Source organism: Bacillus sp. BD59S (genome assembly GCF_007363175.1).
GTDB lineage: Bacteria > Bacillota > Bacilli > Bacillales > Bacillaceae_G > Bacillus_A > Bacillus_A pacificus.
Genome location: NZ_CP034684.1, coordinates 95,096 through 114,998, shown reverse-complemented (window position 1 = coordinate 114,998; position 19,903 = coordinate 95,096). Strand labels below are relative to the sequence as shown.

Annotated in this window: 19 protein-coding genes; all 19 read right to left on the bottom strand. The window is 33.8% G+C overall.

Annotated features, from left to right (window positions below):
* Positions 1 to 2: 2 nt before the first annotated feature.
* Entirely contained in the window at positions 3 to 671 is a 669-nt protein-coding gene (locus EKQ63_RS00695) for a TraC-like domain-containing protein (protein ID WP_142303208.1), read from the bottom strand.
* Between the two features lie 62 nt (positions 672 to 733).
* A complete protein-coding gene (locus tag EKQ63_RS00690; RefSeq protein ID WP_000425580.1) occupies positions 734 to 1,048 on the bottom strand; it encodes a DUF5592 family protein in 315 nt (104 codons plus the stop codon).
* 2 nt (positions 1,049 to 1,050) lie between these two features.
* Complete coding sequence (locus EKQ63_RS00685; RefSeq protein ID WP_143880550.1) at positions 1,051 to 1,422, bottom strand: hypothetical protein; 372 nt, start codon at positions 1,420 to 1,422, stop codon at positions 1,051 to 1,053.
* Entirely contained in the window at positions 1,419 to 1,616 is a 198-nt protein-coding gene (locus EKQ63_RS00680; protein WP_143880549.1) for a hypothetical protein, read from the bottom strand. Before EKQ63_RS00680 ends, EKQ63_RS00685 begins: the two co-directional genes overlap by 4 nt.
* Positions 1,617 to 1,620: 4 nt before the next feature.
* Positions 1,621 to 1,881, bottom strand: coding sequence for a hypothetical protein (locus EKQ63_RS00675; RefSeq protein WP_000862939.1), 261 nt, complete (start codon positions 1,879 to 1,881; stop codon positions 1,621 to 1,623).
* Between the two features lie 17 nt (positions 1,882 to 1,898).
* Positions 1,899 to 5,168 (bottom strand): pLS20_p028 family conjugation system transmembrane protein, encoded by a 3,270-nt coding sequence (locus EKQ63_RS00670; RefSeq protein ID WP_143880548.1) that lies wholly within the window; start codon positions 5,166 to 5,168, stop codon positions 1,899 to 1,901.
* Between the two features lie 34 nt (positions 5,169 to 5,202).
* Positions 5,203 to 7,836 carry a VirD4-like conjugal transfer protein, CD1115 family gene (locus tag EKQ63_RS00665; RefSeq protein ID WP_143880547.1) on the bottom strand — a complete coding sequence of 878 codons (2,634 nt, stop codon included), beginning with the start codon at positions 7,834 to 7,836 and terminating at the stop codon, positions 5,203 to 5,205.
* 17 nt (positions 7,837 to 7,853) lie between these two features.
* Positions 7,854 to 9,836, bottom strand: a complete 1,983-nt coding sequence (locus EKQ63_RS00660) for a hypothetical protein (RefSeq protein ID WP_143880546.1) — start codon at positions 9,834 to 9,836, stop codon at positions 7,854 to 7,856.
* A 94-nt stretch (positions 9,837 to 9,930) separates the two neighbouring features.
* A complete protein-coding gene (locus EKQ63_RS00655) occupies positions 9,931 to 10,212 on the bottom strand; it encodes a TrbC/VirB2 family protein (protein ID WP_000362951.1) in 282 nt (93 codons plus the stop codon).
* A gap of 62 nt (positions 10,213 to 10,274) precedes the next feature.
* The gene (locus EKQ63_RS00650) at positions 10,275 to 10,550 is read right to left on the bottom strand and encodes a DUF5415 family protein (protein WP_087994192.1); all 276 of its coding nucleotides are present in this window, start codon (positions 10,548 to 10,550) and stop codon (positions 10,275 to 10,277) included.
* A 184-nt stretch (positions 10,551 to 10,734) separates the two neighbouring features.
* Positions 10,735 to 11,097 carry a hypothetical protein gene (locus tag EKQ63_RS00645; protein WP_143880545.1) on the bottom strand — a complete coding sequence of 121 codons (363 nt, stop codon included), beginning with the start codon at positions 11,095 to 11,097 and terminating at the stop codon, positions 10,735 to 10,737.
* 55 nt (positions 11,098 to 11,152) lie between these two features.
* The gene (locus EKQ63_RS00640; RefSeq protein WP_001266834.1) at positions 11,153 to 11,899 is read right to left on the bottom strand and encodes a hypothetical protein; all 747 of its coding nucleotides are present in this window, start codon (positions 11,897 to 11,899) and stop codon (positions 11,153 to 11,155) included.
* Positions 11,896 to 12,729, bottom strand: coding sequence for a hypothetical protein (locus tag EKQ63_RS00635; protein ID WP_143880544.1), 834 nt, complete (start codon positions 12,727 to 12,729; stop codon positions 11,896 to 11,898). Before EKQ63_RS00635 ends, EKQ63_RS00640 begins: the two co-directional genes overlap by 4 nt.
* Positions 12,730 to 12,763: 34 nt before the next feature.
* Positions 12,764 to 14,089: an ATPase, T2SS/T4P/T4SS family gene (locus tag EKQ63_RS00630; RefSeq protein WP_000900709.1), complete on the bottom strand. Its 1,326-nt coding sequence runs from the start codon at positions 14,087 to 14,089 to the stop codon at positions 12,764 to 12,766.
* A gap of 23 nt (positions 14,090 to 14,112) precedes the next feature.
* Positions 14,113 to 14,496, bottom strand: coding sequence for a hypothetical protein (locus EKQ63_RS00625; RefSeq protein ID WP_000656418.1), 384 nt, complete (start codon positions 14,494 to 14,496; stop codon positions 14,113 to 14,115).
* A gap of 108 nt (positions 14,497 to 14,604) precedes the next feature.
* A complete protein-coding gene (locus tag EKQ63_RS29775) occupies positions 14,605 to 14,760 on the bottom strand; it encodes a hypothetical protein (RefSeq protein WP_000893323.1) in 156 nt (51 codons plus the stop codon).
* 89 nt (positions 14,761 to 14,849) lie between these two features.
* On the bottom strand, positions 14,850 to 15,224 hold the full coding sequence (locus EKQ63_RS00620; RefSeq protein ID WP_001101880.1) for a hypothetical protein: 375 nt from the start codon (positions 15,222 to 15,224) through the stop codon (positions 14,850 to 14,852).
* 19 nt (positions 15,225 to 15,243) lie between these two features.
* Positions 15,244 to 19,491 carry a fusion protein (includes pXO2-28-29-30) gene (locus tag EKQ63_RS00615; protein WP_143880543.1) on the bottom strand — a complete coding sequence of 1,416 codons (4,248 nt, stop codon included), beginning with the start codon at positions 19,489 to 19,491 and terminating at the stop codon, positions 15,244 to 15,246.
* Between the two features lie 184 nt (positions 19,492 to 19,675).
* Complete coding sequence (locus EKQ63_RS00610; protein ID WP_143880542.1) at positions 19,676 to 19,897, bottom strand: hypothetical protein; 222 nt, start codon at positions 19,895 to 19,897, stop codon at positions 19,676 to 19,678.
* Positions 19,898 to 19,903: the final 6 nt, after the last annotated feature.

Genomic DNA, 19,903 nt, shown 5'->3' with positions numbered 1-19,903 from the left:
TTTTACATTTCCGAGTTCATGTTTTGCATTTTAAAGATTAGTTTTTCAACTTCTTTTGCTTTCATGTTCTGTAAGTCAAATTGTCTACCACCATAGCGCTTCATGTCTTTTACGTTCTTTACCAACTCTTTTTCGTTTGCTCCATAAACAACGATAAAGAATGCTAGTTCCTTTAAGTTTTTTTCTACCCAAAGCGCCCGATTTAGGTTTTCAACCGCTAACGAATATCTCTGATAACACACACGAGCTTCTTCATTTGTCACCTCCTCCCGATTCATTTTTGCTTGAAATCGTAACGCCATACGCTTCCAATAAACTTGCTGTTCCGTTGTTTCCGTAGAGTATGTTAAGGATAAGACTTTAAATGGCTCATGATAAACTTTACATAGATTAGTTAATTGGTTCATAAAACGTCTCAAATCATCATCATTCATAGAATACAAGTCTGTTGTTCTCACCTTCAGATACACTTGTAAATTGTCCCTACAATCTATTAAAATACCGGAATCTTTATCAATTCGTTTATAGGGGGACACATCAAGTATTGGTACATCCGCATTTTTAAACGATGCAAAAATTGTTGATATAAAGCCTTGTTTTTCATTATTCTCCGCTGAATCAACCTGTTTTTTCTGCTTCATTTTTTTCGGTTCAACTGTTGCAACCTTCATATTCATCTTCCCTTTCAAGAAATATAAAAAGAGAGTACTATTTAAGCACTCTCTTAAGCTTTTTATTTATTTTCCGTTTCACTGCTTATTCTCTTTACTTCAATTGGATGATAATTTTTATTATCTTGTTTCAACATATCTATGATAACCATCATGTTTCGATTTGTAGGACTATTAGCTGGCTTAATACATAAAAATAGTCCAAAAGCTCCAAATAACACATAAAACATAATTCTCGCAAAGCCGCCAACTGGAATAAATTTAGGCATGTAACTTGCTAAAAGCAGCATCAGACCAACAATCCCAGCATCAATCAGATAAAAGAATGCTATTTTAATTTCTTGTTTTGTATTTTTGGGATTACGTAGCATTTCCATTATTAATCACTGTCCTTCTCAAGTACTTTTTCAATTAAGCTCCAAAACTGCTGCATGCTCACTCTAAAATCAGCCATGACACATGATTTGATTATAGGTGTAACATTTTGAAATCCCTGATAGTATCTTCTAGCAAGATGATTATTTGGCAATGTGCTCAATATCTTTTCATAATCCTCAAGGCTTTCAATCTTTGTCATTTCTTCTTCATTCAAATCGTCATGATTAACAGCCAATGCTAATACTGATTTGTATAATTTCATCCTTGCTGCAGCAAAAAATGGATCTGTATTTTTCAATTCTTCCGCCGCATAAAATTCATACAACTCAATGCCTAAATCAAAAACCTCTTGTTTCTCACCGTTTAAATTCATTTATCATCCCCCTCCCTAAAAGTTCTACCTAAAAAGTCTTTATCAATATACTCCGCACTCATTACCGTAACCCATTCAGGTTCTTTCTTCTTTTTTCGCTTTAATAATCTAAAAATCTGTTTAAAAAAAGTTGCGATCATGCTTATCACAATCGCAACTCCTAACATGCAGATAGCAAACAACCAATTACTCATATTGTTATCCCTGCCGATATCTATTTATTTTTGAGCATTCTTTTGATAATTTATTATTCGAATACAGATTAAAAGAAAAATATACTAAAAGGAACATAATGCAAATGTAATGATATAGCTGCCCCCATTCAAATCTAATTTGAAAAACCAATAAAACTACTGCCGCTACAAATCCAGCTAAAGTTATTAAAATACTACATTGTAATTCTCTTTGTTTCATTTCAAAATAAACTCTTCTTCTGTCGGCAATATCAATTACTTTCAACCTAATCCCTCCTAATATTAGTTTCTTCGTAATTGATCTGTTCGATTCCGCTTAATACCCCTTTGTCTTAAACCAGATGCTCTTACTTCTTTTTCTTGAACATGCACTTCTCGTTGAACTGTCGCTCCATTTACGCCCACATTTCTACTACTTACTGTTCCTTGATCCTTCACATTATCCTGTACGTTTACTTCTCGTTGAACTGTCGTTCCATTTACACTCACATTTCCACTACTTACTGTTCCTTGACTTCTCACATTGTCCTGTACGTTTACTTCTCGTTGAACTGTCGTTCCATTTACACTCACATTCCCACTACTTACTGTTCCTTGACTTCTCACATTGTCCTGTACGTTCACTTCTCGTTGAACTGTCGTTCCATTTACGCTCACGTTTCCGCTATTTACTGATCCTTGATTCTTCACATTGTCCTGTACGTTCACTTCTCGTTGAACTGTTGTTCCATTTACGCTCACGTTTCCGCTATTTACTGATCCTTGATTCTTCACATTGTCCTGTACGTTCACTTCTCGTTGAACTGTCGTTCCATTTACGCTCACGTTTCCGCTATTTACTGACCCTTGATTCTTCACATTATCCTGTACGTTCACTTCTCGTTGAACTGTCGTTCCATTTACGCCCACATTTCCGCTATTTACTGACCCTTGATTCTTCACATTATCCTGTACGTTCACTTCTCGTTGAACTGTCGTTCCATTTACGCCCACATTTCCGCTATTTACTGATCCTTGACTCTTCACATTGTCCTGGATGTTCACTTCCCTTTGAACTGTACTTGCTTCAGGTTTAATATTATTTTGTGATACAGAAGAAGCCCCTACACTATTTAAACGATCTGCTACATTAACTTGGCGTTCTACTTGTTGATTCTCAACTTTTGCTTGAGTGTTCGGTACTTCGTTGCTTCCTGTATTATTTAATCGATTCACTACCTCAACCTGGCGTTCCACCCGTTGATTCTCGCCTTTTGCTTGAGTGTTTGGTACTTCTTTACTTCCTGTATTATTTAATCGATTCGCCACTTCAACTTGGCGTTCTACTTGCTGACGTTCACCTTTTGCTTGATCATTTGGCACTTCATTTCTTCCTGGGTTATTTATTCGGTTTGCTACTTCTAATTCTCGTTCTACTTGCTGACGTTCACCTTTTGCTTGATCGTTTGGCACTTCATTTCTTCCTGGGTTATTTATTCGATTAGCTACTTCCAATTCTCGTTCTACTTGCTGACGTTCACCTTTTGCTTGATCGTTTGGCACTTCATTTCTTCCTGGGTTATTTATTCGATTAGCTACTTCCAATTCTCGTTCTACTTGCTGACGATCACCTTTTGCCTGATCGTTTGGCACTTCATTTCTTCCTGGGTTATTTATTCGATTAGCTACTTCCAATTCTCGTTCTACTTGCTGTTTATTTCCTACAGAAACATCTTCCACTTTTGGATTAGCGCTTTGTTCTGTACCTGAATTCGCATTTTTATGAATATCTTTCCCCATTCTATTTAACAATTGGCGATCATTATTTTCTTGAGCTTTTTGTTTACCTTCCGCCTGTCCTTCTTTAAACTCATCTATCGTACCCTTAACTCCATCTGATACATCTTTTGCAACACCTGTTACTTTTTCTTTCCCTTTATCTACAGCGCCGCCGACAGTAGCAGCAACTAAATTACCAGCATCGTTCATCATGCCACCGACACCTCTATTACTCGCATAACTTAACGCCGCTCCAGTATTTTTCATGAACTTTTTAGGTGTAATCCCTGATTTTTTATTACCTTTCTCTTTTTCATTTTGATGATTTTCCATATCCTCTGCATCCATTTCAGAACGCTTTGGTGTATCATCACGTGTTTGCTTATTTTGACCACCCATTTTATCTTTTGCACTCTTAAACATATTACTTACACCTTTTCTTGCACCATTAGCAGCTGCTAACATTCCAACAGCAGCCATCAAATTGTTCTTTCCTTCTTTCAAACCAACATCGACACCAAAATATTTTAATATTGAATCAGAACCCTTAATTAGCGCTCCAGTTAAACAAATCATAGCTACAATATATAAGAAGGCATTAATGTCTTTGCCCGCAAGGAAATTAACTGCTATTGTATAGAATCGCAAACTTAATCCAGTAAAACCAATTAACATGAATCCTTTTGCAATATCTTGTATAACCATCTTTGTTTTTTCACCAGTTTCTATATCTGTCACAAATACAATTGGTGCAATAATTTTTTTCATTGCAATCTCGAATATTGTCATTACAAATACAAAAATAGTAAATAAATACGCAATACCTAGCGAAGCTAGTCCCCAAAATATTGTAGTGAACTTCATAGGATAGCGAATATATCCCGATGGAAATGTATCTTTAAACGGATTAAAAAAGCTATCTTCTATTGATTCCAGTGCTTCTTCTACCCCATTATTTGTAACCCTATATGCTAAGAACTTTGTTTCTTCTGCAACATCATCCTGATCCTTTAGTTTATCGACAACATCGGGACTGATTATATCCCCTAGATCAGCAGCCATATACATTTCTTTTGATAAACTATTTTTCGGATACCTTTCATCAAAGTGACTGGCACTCTGGTCAGAATCTTTAATTTGGATAGCACCAAAACCAACAGTACTTAAATACGCTAAATCTGCTGTATTTTGCCTCACTATACTAAATGCCAACCCTTCTTTTGCCTTGCTATCATTAGTTGTATCTTCATAAAAATCAGTAGCCATTTTTTGCATATCTGCCATTAGTTCATTTAATCCACCTATCAAACCAATCATTACAATGATGTTAACCACTACCGACTTAAATCGAGGTGGCTTATGTTGTATAATGGTTTTGATTGCTAACCATACAATAACTAACAATAGTAAAGCATAAAACAACCCTTTCATTATAGATGCAGCAAATGAGTTTAACCCTGTATCCTCTAGCAAATCAAAAAATGAAAATGTTTTAGGTATTAAATCTTCTAAAGAAGAAACCATTGCAAATAGTGGTTGAATAATCCATCCCTTCAAGCTTTGCAGTATCATCCCCAAAATATTTCCATATTGTATCCATTCATTATCTAGAAAGACAAGTGCTTCTTCTTTTTTTACATCATCCCATTTCCATACAATCTCATCCCACCATCCATCAGCAAAAGTGACGGGCGAAAATATAAAACTACTAATCAAGATTAAAACTGTAAATACTCCTATTGTTAACGTTCTTTTACTTTTTAAAAACCATTCCTTTAATTTTGTAGCAGCCATAACTGTTCTACCTTTCTTATATATTTTGACTTTATCAATCTGCCAATATTTTGAGCAATTTTTCTAAACACCTTGTAATCTCTTGAACAGAGGATTGTTCTTTTAGAAATTCCACTTCCTCTATTGGAGGAACTACTTTATTTTTCGCATAATTTAGTAGCATTTTTGCTAAACGTGTACGAATTTCTTTTGGATCGTCTATATTTCTTTTTTCTTTTACAAGCTCAATTAATGATTTAATAACCTGATCCAGCGTTATCTCTTCCTTAACTACTTCATTAGCAGACTGTTTTTTCATATATTCCCTTTTAGCAACTGGATTTATAATAAAATCCAAGAAGTTTAAATATAGATCGGTTAAATCTAATCCTGTATGTAGGGAAGGAATATCAATATCATTTAAATCATTTGAAGTATCAAACAAGCTTGATAGAAATTGCCAACGATAAGGCATAGTCGTTTCTTGTGTATTAAATATTGGATACGGACGTACTTTTTTTCTATTTAAATCTTGTCTATGAAGTGCACGAATAAGTAATGTTTCTCCCTCTAGAAATTGTGATAGTCTATCTGGAGAGATGATACGTTGTTGGTCTGCACTTTTCGTTACCTTGTTATCTGCATCCAAATGACTTTCATTCGAAGATTTCCCGATAATTGTCTTATGTCCAGCACGTTTTGAAATTTCTTCAATTGTTTCAGGATCTGTCGACATGATATAAAGATGGTTTTGACAGTTTTGTTTGATTTCTTTAGCTTGCTTGTCATATAGTTTCTCAATTTGCGAGTATGATTGAAGAACCAAATTAAACAACATATTACGTCCGGCACAAACCGTTAATACACCGCCCATATCATCTATAGCTGGCATATTCCCAAACTCATCTAATAAAAAGTGAACACGTCTAAAACATTTTTTTCCTTTCGTGTCATTACAGTTCGTTGATAACTCTGTATATAACTGTTTAACAAAGATACTTGCTAAAGCATGATTTGATTTGTCATAGTCAGGTAAAATCATAAATACAGCAGTTGGCTTTTCTGAATAGGTTAGCTTCGCTTTTGGTTCAAGAGGAAAAGTATTAGCTTTCTTAATGAGTGTTACCTCACGTTTATACTCCGGTTTATTTTCACACCCCTCTTTTTTCTGATAAACAATCCTTCCCTTTTCATCTAATAACGTTTCAAATTTCAAACTGTATAATAATCGATATTTTCTATTAGGATTTTCTTCATCCTGATAACGGATTAGCAACAAATCTCCATCTTCTAAGGAATCATCGAAATTCATATTGCACATACCTAAAGATTTAACCTTAATCTTGTAACTTCCAATTTCCGTCTTCTCATCATCATTTTTGTGAAAAGATACTGTAACTCGTTTATTTAGAAAACGTTCATCTAACTGGAAAAACAGGTTTTTAGGGAATCCTACCTGCTTTAGATCTAAGCTAGATTTCGAAGTCATTTTCGCAAACATTTTATCTGCGAAAGTTTGCAACCCCTGGTTTGCAGTAGCTAAAATAGAACCCTTTGCCTTTTCACCTGCAAAGCTTGTAGATCCATATTGCATTTTCGCTACACTGCCTTGTGGTAGACTCTTGAAATACTCATCCAAAGCATTCTTTTCTACAAAGTCATCGGGATTTTCTTTGTAATAAAATGTTCCTAGTTCGTTTAACATTTGGGATACATTGTGCATCGTAACTTTTTCAATGCAATTATTTTTCACACAATAATCTACAATAGCGAGAATAATACCGTTAATCGCATTTTGTGCAGAAGTATTAAAGAATGCATTGTCGCCAGCGTTTGGATCATTGTATAGAGAGAATGTTAAAGTATTTGCACGTTTTGCCGCTTCCTGATCATCGCCATTTACCCAGGCATCAATTACAAGTTGCAATGGATTGTAAGACATACCTTGTAACGGTTCTAAAATATTTAATACCTGAACATCATATCCACGCTTTTCTAACGTTTCTTTTGATGCACTATACAGCTCGCCTTTGGGATCATTTACAACCATACTCGATTGATTTTTTGCTCTACTCAAATTATCAATCATTACGACAACTATCATTTCACCTTTACCTGAACGAGAAACCCCTAAGATTGCAGTATTTACAGTATCCTGATCGATATAATATTTATCCTTGTAATGAGAAACAGGTACACCGCCATACCCCTCAAATACCTCTGCCTTTTCAGGAACCTCCTGATACTGTTCTTTAATTTCTTCAATCGTAGTAAAACGACTATCTCCCTTTTGACCATAAGCTACATTTTCGTCACTTCGATAATTAACCTTTGAATACACCAAAAAACCTACCAGCGTTGAAGCTAATAAGCTAAACAAGTACATATTTGTGGGCAATGCAGGAAGGAATACACTTTTTATTGATAAACTATTTTCCCACTTTGAACCAACCACATCAAAAATAGTTGGTTTCTCAACTGTTTTTGATAATTCTTTTATAATTGTCTGATATGATCCTGCTACAAAATTTATTGCTCCTATAGGAAAAAGCACCGCAACTGAAGAGATTGCGAGTGCTTTTTTATTAATTCTATTCTTTTCTTGCGGTAGATCCTCACCATCAATTCTATAATCGTGATGGAGGTATTTTTTCCGCTTTAACGAGAGCTTTCCAATACCCACTCGCATTTCCTCCTCACCTAGTACTATTTCTCATTTTTATACCAAAAATCAAAGAGATTTCTGCGTTTCTCTGGATTACTTTCTGGTTGCGATGGCATTACAGGTTGTTGTGCCTCTTGTGGCTGCATTGGTTGTTGCTGCATTACAGGTTGTTGTTGATACATGTATACTGGCTGTTGTACTGGCTGCATTGGTGGAGCATACATATACATTGGTTGTTGTGGCATCTGACCTGTTCCAGCATAAGCCTTTATAACTCTGTCATTTAATTCATCAATGATATTCAGTAATTCACGTTCTCTAGCGCTTGTCTTCATTTCTAACGCTTCCTGTTTTCTCTGCTCTAAAATTAATGCTTCTTGTTCTAATCGATTTTTCTCTTCTTCCAACTTTAATTTACGATTTTCCATTTCTTTATCATGCTCAGCTTGAATTTCTTCTCTCCATTCAGGAATTAGTTGATTCATATACGCTTGTAAATCTTTCAATTGTGACTCTTGTGATTCAGATGCAGCATTCATAATATCTTCTAGTGCACCAACAAAATCAGCTAAAAGCTCGTTCTTTTTATCTATTAACAATTTATTTGCTTCTAGTTTTAAGTCATATGCTTTCTCATGGAGTGACTTTTCTTTCTCCATATCGTTTTCTGCCTTTAATTCTTCTTCATGAGCACTTACTAGCATTAACTTGCGTTCTTCAAGATCTGATTCATATACTTTAAATTCTGCTTCTTGTTTTAATTTAAAAGATTGTAATTCCAGTTGCTGCTTCTCAGAAAATGCATTTAATTTTTGTTGCATTTCTTGATTTTCCTTATTCTCAAATGCATTTAGTTTTTGCAGCCTTTCTTGGAGATTCGCTTCAAAAGTTTCACGTAATTTTTCTTCCGCTTCTTTCTGATAATCACGCATTATAGTTTCCTTATACGTTCTTTCTAAAATTAAGCGAATTTCGTCTATTAAATTATTAACATCCTGGTAATAATTATCTTGAATAATTAAAAAATCCTTACCACTTAATACATTCTTTACAAATTGTAATCTCTTAGTTTCCAGGGCTGTTTTTGAAGTTTCTTCACTCATACCCATGAGTCCTAATAAATGTTTTATAGTGAAGCGAGAATCATAGCGACTTTGCTTTGTTTCTACTTCTTTTAAATCTATATACTTTTCATATTCAGGGAAATTTACATCTTTTGCTTGAATTAAGGAATGAGCTTCTTGATTCCCCTCTACTTTTTCATTTTCAGATTCGGGATAAAATAGTTCTTCTTCAATACTTTTAACAGATTCGTTTCCGTTTACCTCAAAAGGTAGTTCTTCATTTTCTTTTTCTAAATTCAATTCTTTATCTTGATCAGCTTCTTTTTCTTCTATTGCAAATATATCTTCCTTTTTTACTTCCGAGAGATTTTCAGCTTCCTTCTCTAAATGTTCAAGATCTGATACTTCAAATAAATCCATTCCTCTTTGTTGCATTTCCCTGTCTGTCATTTCCTCAAATGGATCATCTTTTGCAAACTCTTTTTGCACTTCATCATCAAAATCCCTTGTATCTACAGTAGCAGCATGTGGAATTTCTTCTTCTTTTTTACCAAAAATTTTAGAAAGGAATCCTCCCTTTTTCTTTTGAGGTGCTTGTACTTCAGGTTCTATACTCCCTTGTTTTTCTTCAGCTTTATAACTTGTATATAACCCCTGTTTAATATCCATCGCTAAATTAAAATCTGTATTTCCCTCTTCAAGATCATTTGAAATCGTAGTTAAAAGTGAAAACTTTTCGCTTGCTCTTACAGGTAGTGCAAATTCATAAGCTTTTTCATTCTCAATATCTTGTAGTAGTAATAAAATTTGATCATTTTGTTGATTTTCCGCAACATATTTTTGAATTAAGCTTTCAGCAGCTCTAAGCCCTAATTGTTTTCCGTTCCAAGCCTTATTTTTCTTTAAAAACCTTTTAAATGATTTCGATTGCTCTTTTTGTAAAAACTCTACAATATACATTCCTTTAACCTCATTCCATGTATATATTTTTCTATTAAATAACAAAAAGGGAACTTACTATAAATAAGTTCCCTTTTCTAAATTTCGATTAATTTTAAAGATCTTCTCCAGTTAAACCTCTAATTGTATCTCCAATAATCCCTGCACTGAATAGAATAACTCCACCAACAATAATACGGAAAAGCCATTGTTTTGCTTTTCGGCTCATTTCTTCACCTAGCATGTACATAACACCTGCAACAGCAACACAGAAAATAATGATCCCTACACCAATTGCTTGTAATCGTCCAGTCCAACTTCCCATAGCAGTACTAACAGAGTCAAAAAAGTCATTGTAAGTTAATAATTTAATATAAAACGCAGTAAATAGATCCATTTTAAATTCCTACTTTCTCTTATATAATTTAATAGTTTAATTATTTTGACCAGGCTATCATTTTAAGCTCTTGATTGTATGTCAGAGTTTGAATGAGAACCACTTTGTGATTGCCTATTATTTTCCTGTTTAACAATAAAAGCCGCGATTTCTACCATCGCGGCTTCTTCTAACATCTTATTTCTCCACTCAGGCTCTCCACCTTGTAGTAAAGATACGCATTTATCACTCACAATTTTTTGTGACCACTCTTCGTATGTTATTCCCTGCTTCTTCAAGATTACTGTAACAGCATCTTGGTGTGGCGCTTTGTCATTTTTCGGATTTTTTCTTGCCATATAAAATTGACTCCTTTACTTAATACTTTGTAATTCTTTGGGAGAAGAAATTCTGAAAAGATTCTTTAATTACAGACAGTTCATCTTTAAACAATAAGAAAACTCCTGCACACACAATAAAACCGCCTATTAATATCATTAGGCGGAATGTGTTATTTTCGAGCATTTCTCCATCACCCACTCTCTAACGAATTTGTGAAGATGCAGATCCAGTGAACTTCATAGTCACATCAGGAATGTTAAAAACAGCAATTTTAAACTTTGCTACAACTTGATAGTCTACTATTTCGCCATACTGAACCTTTTCATTTAATTTCTCACTTTCGATAGTGAAAGTCCCATTATAGTACTTATCGCTATACTCTTTTAAGCTTTGGGCAGCTTCTTTGGTTAAGCCACCTTTCCTCTCAATTGTGTAATTAACTTGTTGTTTATAAGAATTCACATTTGACAATTGAATGCAAAATATCGCTACGGCAACTAATAAAACAATAGAGAATAGCGTAAGAAACCATTTGACCATTTCCATAATCGAAGATTCTTGCATAATTTACACCTACTTACATGAATTTCAATTTACTTCCACCCTCCTTAAAGATTTATCATAAATTAATACTTGAAAGGTTATATCTCAATATTGCTGCTGCAAATCCCACAACTATTAGAAATGCACTCATAACAATTTTCGTAGGGAAAAATGTAAATCGTTTTAGTTTAAACGTCACAATTTCATCAATTGATCTTTGTAGGGCTGCACTTGCTATTTTCCCAAGTTCATCAATAACATTTGTATCGTATGAGTTTTGTTGGAAATCATAAATTGTTTGCATAAACAAAATTGACATATCAGTACCACTGGAGCGCATAGCAAAATCGGTAAAAGGCTGAATATCATTTGGCTTATCCGTTAATTCTGACATTAATTTAGCCACCGAATTTGCATCTACAGGATTTTCTGTACGCTTTAGGATCTTTCGGAGGATCTGATACAAGCTAGTCCCACCCTCCCCTTCCTTTAGATAAGGAATTAACAATCTCATGAACTTAATAAAGTTTAGATGGCGTTCAAATTTGAAGGCATTGTAAGTTCGAACCACTTTTTTGTATTTTGATCGATAAAAAAGTATTGGTAATACAATTGCTAATAAATAGCACCATTTTGAAACTAATAAACCCATAAAAAAACCGATAACAACCATCATAAGCGTTTGTTTAATTCGCTTCGTTTGGAAATTATCGATCATTTGTCTTGTATTACCCATTTCTTGTAACATGTTATATAATTCTTCTTCAGCAAAAAGGCGTTTATACCGATTTTTTTTTGCGCTAGTCGTTGCTACTACCCTCATATTTTTACCTCCAAAATTGAATCATCAAAGTAATAGTTAGCAAAAGACCTAGAGAAGAAAAACATTAATAACATGTAAATACCAGCAGTACACCAACCAATCGGATGTCTCGCAAACGCATCAATATATGTTTCAAAATTAAATGAGAATGCAATTATTAAGATAAAGAACACCACTATAATACAAAGTGATTTTATATCTCTAAGATGACCATCCTTCTTCCGATCATATTCTTCCTTTTTCTCTTTCATTTCGTTGTGGTAAGACTTTATATCTTTCAATGTATCCATATTTGTTTTACCCTCTAATGAAGCTGTCTCTATTTGCTCTATATACTGAACAAATATAATATCATCACGATATTTGTTTGAGATTACTTTAAAAGCTTGAAGTACTTGCCCATGATCAGCTCCCATTAACTTTGCCTGTAAAACCTTCAGATCCTTTTTCAACTCACCTTCAGAACGATCACTCGCCCTTCCTAAAGCTTTTAACAATGTTTGACTATCATTTGTGAGAATTTGAGTCATGTTATTGACGAATTTGTTTCTCTCACGAAAAGAGATTTGTTCATATGTCCTTTGGATGATCTTAGGCATTAACACTTTTAAACCATATAGCGCTCCAATAATTCCTAAAATCAATGAAACCCACCACAAGTACAGCAAAACAAATGAAAAACCGCCTACAATCAAACCTGGAATTAATCCATATCTTAGATAATCTTTTCTTTCTAACGGTTTTCCATAAGCTACTTTAATAGCATTTATTTCATCCGCATTAACAAACTTTTTCTTTCTGGTTTTTGCGTTAAAAGTAGATACTTTCAAGCTTAATACCTCCTTTCTTTAACCTTCTCCTTTCTTATCTTGTTGCAACTAAACCCTCTTTAACTGCTAAAACGTCTGTATATTTTGGAAGATCATACTTTAAATCAGCTTCAGCTAAACGTTCATAAAAACCTTCTGACAAGCTGCCTGTTGAATACGTAAACTTACCGTTACTATATTTTTGTTCAAATACCATCTTGCATCCTTCATGTGAATACTCGACTACCTTTGATAAATAACGAATAACTCGATTAATTTTCACACCATTTTCGCCAGTTGTTTTTATTACTACCCTCTTAATATGGCAACCAAAACCAAAATATCGCATAATATCTTCTTCAAGGGATTTTTCATCAACTTGATAACCAATTTTAGACATATTAACAAGTCTCTTTGGTGATGTCTCAGCATCTACAGAATGCAGAGAAGTTACTACATGATGTCCCGATAACACAGCTTGAATTGCTTCATAAGTTTCTTTACCACGAAGCTCAGAAATCATAATCCAGCGTGGGTTATTTCGTAAGGCAGCCTTAATCAGATCCGTAACTGTTACACCATGTCCAGTTAACCAACTTAATACATCTTTATCGGGAAATAGCTGTTTAACATGCGTTTCAGGAACATCTTCAATCATAACTGCTTTATGTTCAAACAAAATGTAAGAGAATAGCAGCTTTAGAAACTCTGTTTTCCCTGTACCTGTTTCTCCTGAAATTAAAATGTTATTTCGACTTACCATAAGTACTTTAAAGAATTCAAGCATAAATTCAGGAGCAAATGTAGCAAAATTCTCTTCGTTTAATGCTAATCTAGGACGTACTATCCTTAATGACATTGTAGAATTTCCTACTGTATTTTGGTTATGCACTGCATTAATACGAATAGATCCGTAAACTCCATCAAAGATTGGTTTTTTAGGAACAAATTCAGTCCCTACAGCATTAGCAAACTTTTGAATTACACGAGAAATATATTCCTCTGAAATAATATGATCGGAATTTTCATAACTCCCTTTATAATCACTTGATTCTACTATTAAATGACTTCCGTTATAGGATATATCAGTAATATCAGGACGTTCCTTTATAATCCTTTCGATAACTCCTGTACCAATAATTTCAGATACGACATATTCTGCTATATCTTCGTCATCATCATAATCCATAAACATATAAGGATAGTCATTTTGGATAGTTTCTTTGATCTTTTTACGTGATCCTTCATTAAGTAAGGCATCAATAACTAACTCCGCATGTTTTGTATTCAAATCTTCTTTAATTCTCTGAAGATTATCTGGATTAAACTTAAATTTATCTTTTTTCTTTTGTGTTACTTTTGTCTTGCTAATTCCCAGCATCCTCACATTTTTTCTCCTTTCTTCTAAGATGTAGCTATATTCACCTTACATGTAGCCTGAAACGTGTTATTTCCATCTTGAATAATGACTCTTATAGCTTTTATTGATCCATTCTTATTATCAAGGTATTTAAACTCGTATTTAGCATCCTTCTTGATTTTTACAAGATTATTAGAGTTAATACGTTTTTTAAAATCTTTTTCAAAGTCTTGTTTTGAAACATATAACTCTCCATTTTGAATACGGGAACTATTATCTGCATTTGCAACAGCGCTTGCTCGAATTGTTTCAGTAATCCCTTGCATAACTGAATCGGTTGTAAAATTTTGCTTGTAATAATAACCACTAATTACAACCATAAAAAAACCAATAATTAGCATTAACAGAACGAAAGGATAGTCTTTCAACTTTTTTACTCCTTTCTCTCAGATCTCAAACTATTAAAATAATAGTTATAATCATTAATAAATAGAAGGAGAAAACCTCCTTCTATTTATTGGTTATATAGTTATCTACTACATTTTAAAAGCATTTGAAAGTGTAGATTTAAAAGAATCAATTACACTGTTAAACACTTCAGGATATGCAAGTTTTGCCCCTGCAATTAAAATTACTCCTACCACTACAGTTCCAATCATCCACCACATACGATCTGTATTTTGTTCTAACATCTAAACAGCATCCTCTCAATTTTTGTTTTTTTATATAAAAAAGAGACGTAATATAAAAATTACGTCTCTTTTCCTACCTAAATATTTATTTAGTACAATTTAATACCTAATTTGATAGCACGATCTATTGTAAAGTACTTATTTAACATAAGCATGTTAATCGCACCTAATGTAGTAGGCATCATATCATTGATAACACTTTCAATCTTCTCTTTTACAAAAACAACCAATGTATTAAAACTAAATCCATCAAATTGACTTGTATCAAAACTAAAATCGAAGTGGAACATATCACCAAATGATAAATTTCCTGAAAGTAAATTATCGACTCCAGCTTGTGTTAAAGCGGAAAGGCTACCTTCCAACGAATATCCAATTAAACGAATTACAATCCCTGTAATTACAAAGTATAGCGCCATAAATATAATTTGTTTCTTGGCCGAGTTATAAGTTAGGACATTCACACATTTTTCATCTCCTTTCCTATTGCTTTAACCAAGCAACATCTTCATCTGACCAACCAGGCGGTTTGCCATTTGAGAAAGGATTTTTTGGATCAACAGGCTCTAATAGTAATTCATCATCTTTCAGTGTTTTAGAGCCAATTGTTCCGTACATATATGCATATAAATTTAATGGTTGTGTTACCTCAAAGTTAACCTTATTAGCGCCTATAGGGATTCCTGATGCTATTAAAACATTGTATTCTCCCAGGTCTGCCCAAATCGGAACATATAACTTTCTCTTACCATCTTTCATTGCATTCTTAATACGTGGATCATGGTCTTTCACTTGCTGATCGGTAAATAAATTACCTGTTTTTTGTTCTACGTTAATATGTGGCAATTCAAAAAGAAAGTCGGTGTTCTTCTTATCCGTGCTGCCTGTTTTCTCAGCTTCTTCTAATGGAACAACCATTTGATCTCCTTTTTTCTCATAATTCAAATGAGAATCAATCAATCTCTTATCTACAAAAGCATTTGCCTTCACATCATAAGGGATTGCTAATTCATTGTTATAACTAACTAATGGTTTCAACTCAAAACCATAGCCAGTTTTTTGTTTAGGCAGCTGTTTTAACGGAATTGTAAGTGTTTCATAAAAGATATCCATCTCTTTTCCGACTTCACGCTCCGTCATTATAACGCCTTTATATTTCAATTCAGTAGATGCTTTAGCATTTGCCTTTACAGTTTCTTCAGAAGAAGTATAACCATCCGTATCTACTTTGCCTTTCCCATCTAAAATAAGGATAGATTCTTTATTAACTTTTTCAAATCTAACCTCATAATTTCTCTTATCATGTTTCTTTAAAAATTTAGGATCTACCTTGAATTTTATTTCCTCCGGTAATTCCTCAATTGTATATACTTTGCTATCTACCAGCTTATTGTCAGCCTTATCATATAAGTTAACAGCAACATTACTCTTATTAGAGTCCTCATAAATGATGTCCTTGTCCAAACGTACAATTACAGGCAAACCAATATCAGCAGGTGCAGTATCGATTCTTATTTTTCTAAGACCTAAATTTGCGTCTGCCACAATTGTATATTTCACCTGGTTAGAAACAGGAGATAATTTGTAATCAACAGAGGTATTTACCACTGTTTTACTTACGTAAAAATCTCCAAATTCATTTTTATTTGTGCCGTAAACAAGATTCATTTTAACAATATCGCTACTACTTAATGAATCATTTATATATAGCAAAATAGAGACCACTTTTGATAGATCCTGCTCTCCTGTATACCTATACCAACCGTTTGACTTTAAATCAATTTTGTTTGGATTATTCGATTCAACAAAGCTGTTATTAAGCCATATTTCAACGTTCTTATTATTAGCATTTTCTAGTGCTATTTGTCTCAAGAAAGTAACACCATTAAAAGCAGAACCATTATGATCCTTATTTCTTGGAACATATGTAAGTGCCTTAATATGTGACTCATCTTTAATTGTCGTATATGGTTGAACACCAACCACATAGTCACTGTTCTTTTTCCCTGTCACCTTCTCGATTGTTTCACTAACACCAACCATACCAATTTTCACAACTGAAATATTCTTAGAGCTTGTTCGAAACTTCTCTAATCTAGTATCCATAGAACTACTCATTACATTTTGGATTTCTAGTCCTACTTGGTTTCCTTGCGCCAGCAATACTGGATTAATACGAGTCTCAAAGTTGATTTTTTTGAGTGCCTTATTACCACGAGTCAATGTGTCATGCCAAACCAAATGAATACTTCCATCACTCTGCTGTTCTATCTTCGGTTCAACATATTGATCACCATATTTAGCAGATCCAACTACATAATCAAGACCTTTAGGTATTTTCACTCTCATTTCTACTTTTTCATCTAAAGAATTAAAATCCGTCTCCGCTGGTAGTTTTGCAAGATTATCAACTGTAATATTTACATTATCCGAGCTGTAATATGTGTTTTTATTTGTTTTTATGTCACTGCTCGTCTCACCATTGATAATACCCAATGTTTCAAAGTTAATTGTACTACCCACAGGCGATTGTAATTTAGTTAAATTACCATTTTCATCGTACTCCGTAAAGTTGTTGTATTTACCATCTTCACGAATACGATAACCAATTTTTCGATCTGCTGTTGGATAGACAACTGAATCAGTAACGGTTATATTTGGTGTTCCTTTTTCATTAAGACTACCAATCTTCTTCGTCTTGACGTCAAAAGGAATATAGCTAGCTACCACTTCACCATCACCCATTACTGCATTAATGTCATTCTTGATTGCTCCAACTTCACCATATTTTCTAGCTTCATCATATGTACTATACCATTCATAATCTTCAGCCTTATTTTGAGTTAGAGCTTCAAAAGAATTGTCATTTTTCTTTGCTATTCCAAAAGAAATTACTTGCTTATCACTATTTTTGACTCTTCCTCCTGAAGATGTTGGGTATCCTTCATTTAACATATTTGTTTTTGCCGATTCTGCATATTGCTTTGTTAAATAAAACGAATCCGTATTCCATTTGTAAACCATAGTTGTGCCACCTTCTGTAACAGCACGAACGTTTAAATGACTTACCACTTTCACCTTTTGTCCTACTATAATAGTCGGATCACCTTTAGATACAGCACTGTATCCAATATGTGGTGTTCCCAACTCTTTTCCTTCAGGCGTATGGAAAGTAGTTTGTATTGAATACGAGCCTTTTGGATTATTCCTTTCCGTAATAGTTACAGCAGCTGTAGTATTATATGGTACTACATTACCTTTACTATCCTCATAGGAGTCAATAATACACTTCAAATCATAATAAACATTATTAGCCTTGTTAATCTTATTATTTTTCGCTAAAGGGTAGTATTCATTTGGTGTATGAATTAAAAACCTAGTTGTAGCGAAAGCTTTCTGATTTTTATTAAAAGCCACAACTCGACTGTCATGTGAAATCATTGTCGGGAACGTTGAACCAATAGTAAAGTCACTAATGCTCCCTTCATAATTTATTACATCTTTTGAAACTTTCGGTTTGCTTATTTGAGTAATACCACTGTCCCAAACGCTATTAATCGTATATTTTTCAATATCGTTAGCATTCCATTTTTCTTTAGGAATATAAGATTTTGCACTTCCTGATTGGACTGTACGCACATCTTCATAACTATCCAATCCAATTTCAGAGCTTTCTGTATTGGGTTGAGGGATTTTTTTGCTTATATTATCAATAGCTTGATAGTTGAAAATTGTAAAAGGAGTATCTTTCCCTTCAAAATCCAACTTATCTACTCCCATTGATTTAGAATCCCAATCAACACGTCCGCTAAAATCAAAGTGATAATTTACTTTTCCAGCAGGAAATGTAGCACCCCTAATATCGCTACGGTTAGGAAGATTATCTACAAATAAAGATAATACAACTGGAAAGATAAAAGAACGATCATCCTTATCCACTTTTGGGTTGAATACTGAATAAGACAATCTAGGCATACCTGCATAGTGAGTTGAAAATTTCGCCTTAACATTTACTTTTCCAGAAGCCGTAACAGGATTAATATCATCAAATGATTGTGATACATTTTCGTTTGTAATATCTTTCCCATCTACACTTATAACCTGGATTTTAATGTTAGGTTTTAATTTCAATCCATGCTCCGCCCCTTGTACTTCCACAGTAACAGGGATCATTAAGGAGTTACCTGTTTCTTTTAACGTGTATTCCATATCAAAAGAAACAATACCCTTTTCCAAATCCTCTTTACCACCAACAGCAAATTTTGCATTAACACGTTTGTTTGTAATTCCATTTTCTAATGTGCCGGTGATTTTCATCTTAATATTTTTTAGCGTTTCATTCTTCTTAGGATTAATTGTCACCTTCAATGGATATGTTACTGTATCAAACGTCCTTACAATGCCATTATTAGGGCTAGAATCATTACCTGCTTCATCGTTCGAATCAAAAGGTGCTGTTCCATCTACGATGTCTGAAGGCTTAATAAAGGCTTCAAAATCAAACAACTCACTACCTTTTTTACCATTTGCTACAACTACCTCGTTTGGATTAATTCCCGTACTCTTCAGATCCGCTTTTTCTTGCAGCACAGTCACATCGTTTGTTTTGTTCTCTTGAGCCTGTTTCTGATCCGATGTACTTTCTGCATGTCCAATTGATACGAAGTCGGCCAAGCTTCCAAACAGAAGCATAACAACAAATAATAAACTAAATGACCTTCTAAACCACAATCGTATTCCTCCTCTCTTTACAACCATGAGGATCTATCCCCATATGAGAGAGAATAAGTAGTTGGACTTCTCGCTTTTTCTTTCATAATAACCTCCCTTTCATTCGAATAATAACGACATAGCGCTATGTTTTTAAATAAAACTAAAAAGCCTACCATATATTTGATAGACTTTTGATTTTTATTTAATTTGCTTGTAATTTAATTCTCGCTCTTAACCCTGGTATTTTTAATGAATCAAGTTTCCTTAATTCTTCTATAAAAACATATTCTTTTTCCAGGAGTACTTCTGCTGCATCTATTGGGTACTCTTGAACTCCATCATCCAAAACAATTCTTTTATTTTTAGAATAAAAAAGGAATCCATAAGTATAATCCTCATGAATTCCTTCAATACAAACTGACATTGTAAC

Excerpts from the sequence above, each read along its gene's own strand:
- EKQ63_RS29775 (WP_000893323.1), bottom strand. The coding sequence starts at position 14,760 with ATGTTAGAACAAAATACAGATCGTATGTGGTGGATGATTGGAACTGTA.
- EKQ63_RS00630 (WP_000900709.1), bottom strand. The coding sequence starts at position 14,089 with ATGCTGGGAATTAGCAAGACAAAAGTAACACAAAAGAAAAAAGATAAA.
- EKQ63_RS00655 (WP_000362951.1), bottom strand. The coding sequence starts at position 10,212 with ATGGATCTATTTACTGCGTTTTATATTAAATTATTAACTTACAATGAC.
- EKQ63_RS00665 (WP_143880547.1), bottom strand. The coding sequence starts at position 7,836 with ATGCGAGTGGGTATTGGAAAGCTCTCGTTAAAGCGGAAAAAATACCTC.
- EKQ63_RS00640 (WP_001266834.1), bottom strand. The coding sequence starts at position 11,899 with ATGAGGGTAGTAGCAACGACTAGCGCAAAAAAAAATCGGTATAAACGC.
- EKQ63_RS00670 (WP_143880548.1), bottom strand. The coding sequence starts at position 5,168 with ATGGCTGCTACAAAATTAAAGGAATGGTTTTTAAAAAGTAAAAGAACG.
- EKQ63_RS00680 (WP_143880549.1), bottom strand. The coding sequence starts at position 1,616 with ATGAGTAATTGGTTGTTTGCTATCTGCATGTTAGGAGTTGCGATTGTG.
- EKQ63_RS00685 (WP_143880550.1), bottom strand. The coding sequence starts at position 1,422 with ATGAATTTAAACGGTGAGAAACAAGAGGTTTTTGATTTAGGCATTGAG.
- EKQ63_RS00645 (WP_143880545.1), bottom strand. The coding sequence starts at position 11,097 with ATGCAAGAATCTTCGATTATGGAAATGGTCAAATGGTTTCTTACGCTA.
- EKQ63_RS00660 (WP_143880546.1), bottom strand. The coding sequence starts at position 9,836 with ATGTATATTGTAGAGTTTTTACAAAAAGAGCAATCGAAATCATTTAAA.
- EKQ63_RS00650 (WP_087994192.1), bottom strand. The coding sequence starts at position 10,550 with ATGGCAAGAAAAAATCCGAAAAATGACAAAGCGCCACACCAAGATGCT.
- EKQ63_RS00690 (WP_000425580.1), bottom strand. The coding sequence starts at position 1,048 with ATGGAAATGCTACGTAATCCCAAAAATACAAAACAAGAAATTAAAATA.
- EKQ63_RS00695 (WP_142303208.1), bottom strand. The coding sequence starts at position 671 with ATGAAGGTTGCAACAGTTGAACCGAAAAAAATGAAGCAGAAAAAACAG.
- EKQ63_RS00610 (WP_143880542.1), bottom strand. The coding sequence starts at position 19,897 with ATGTCAGTTTGTATTGAAGGAATTCATGAGGATTATACTTATGGATTC.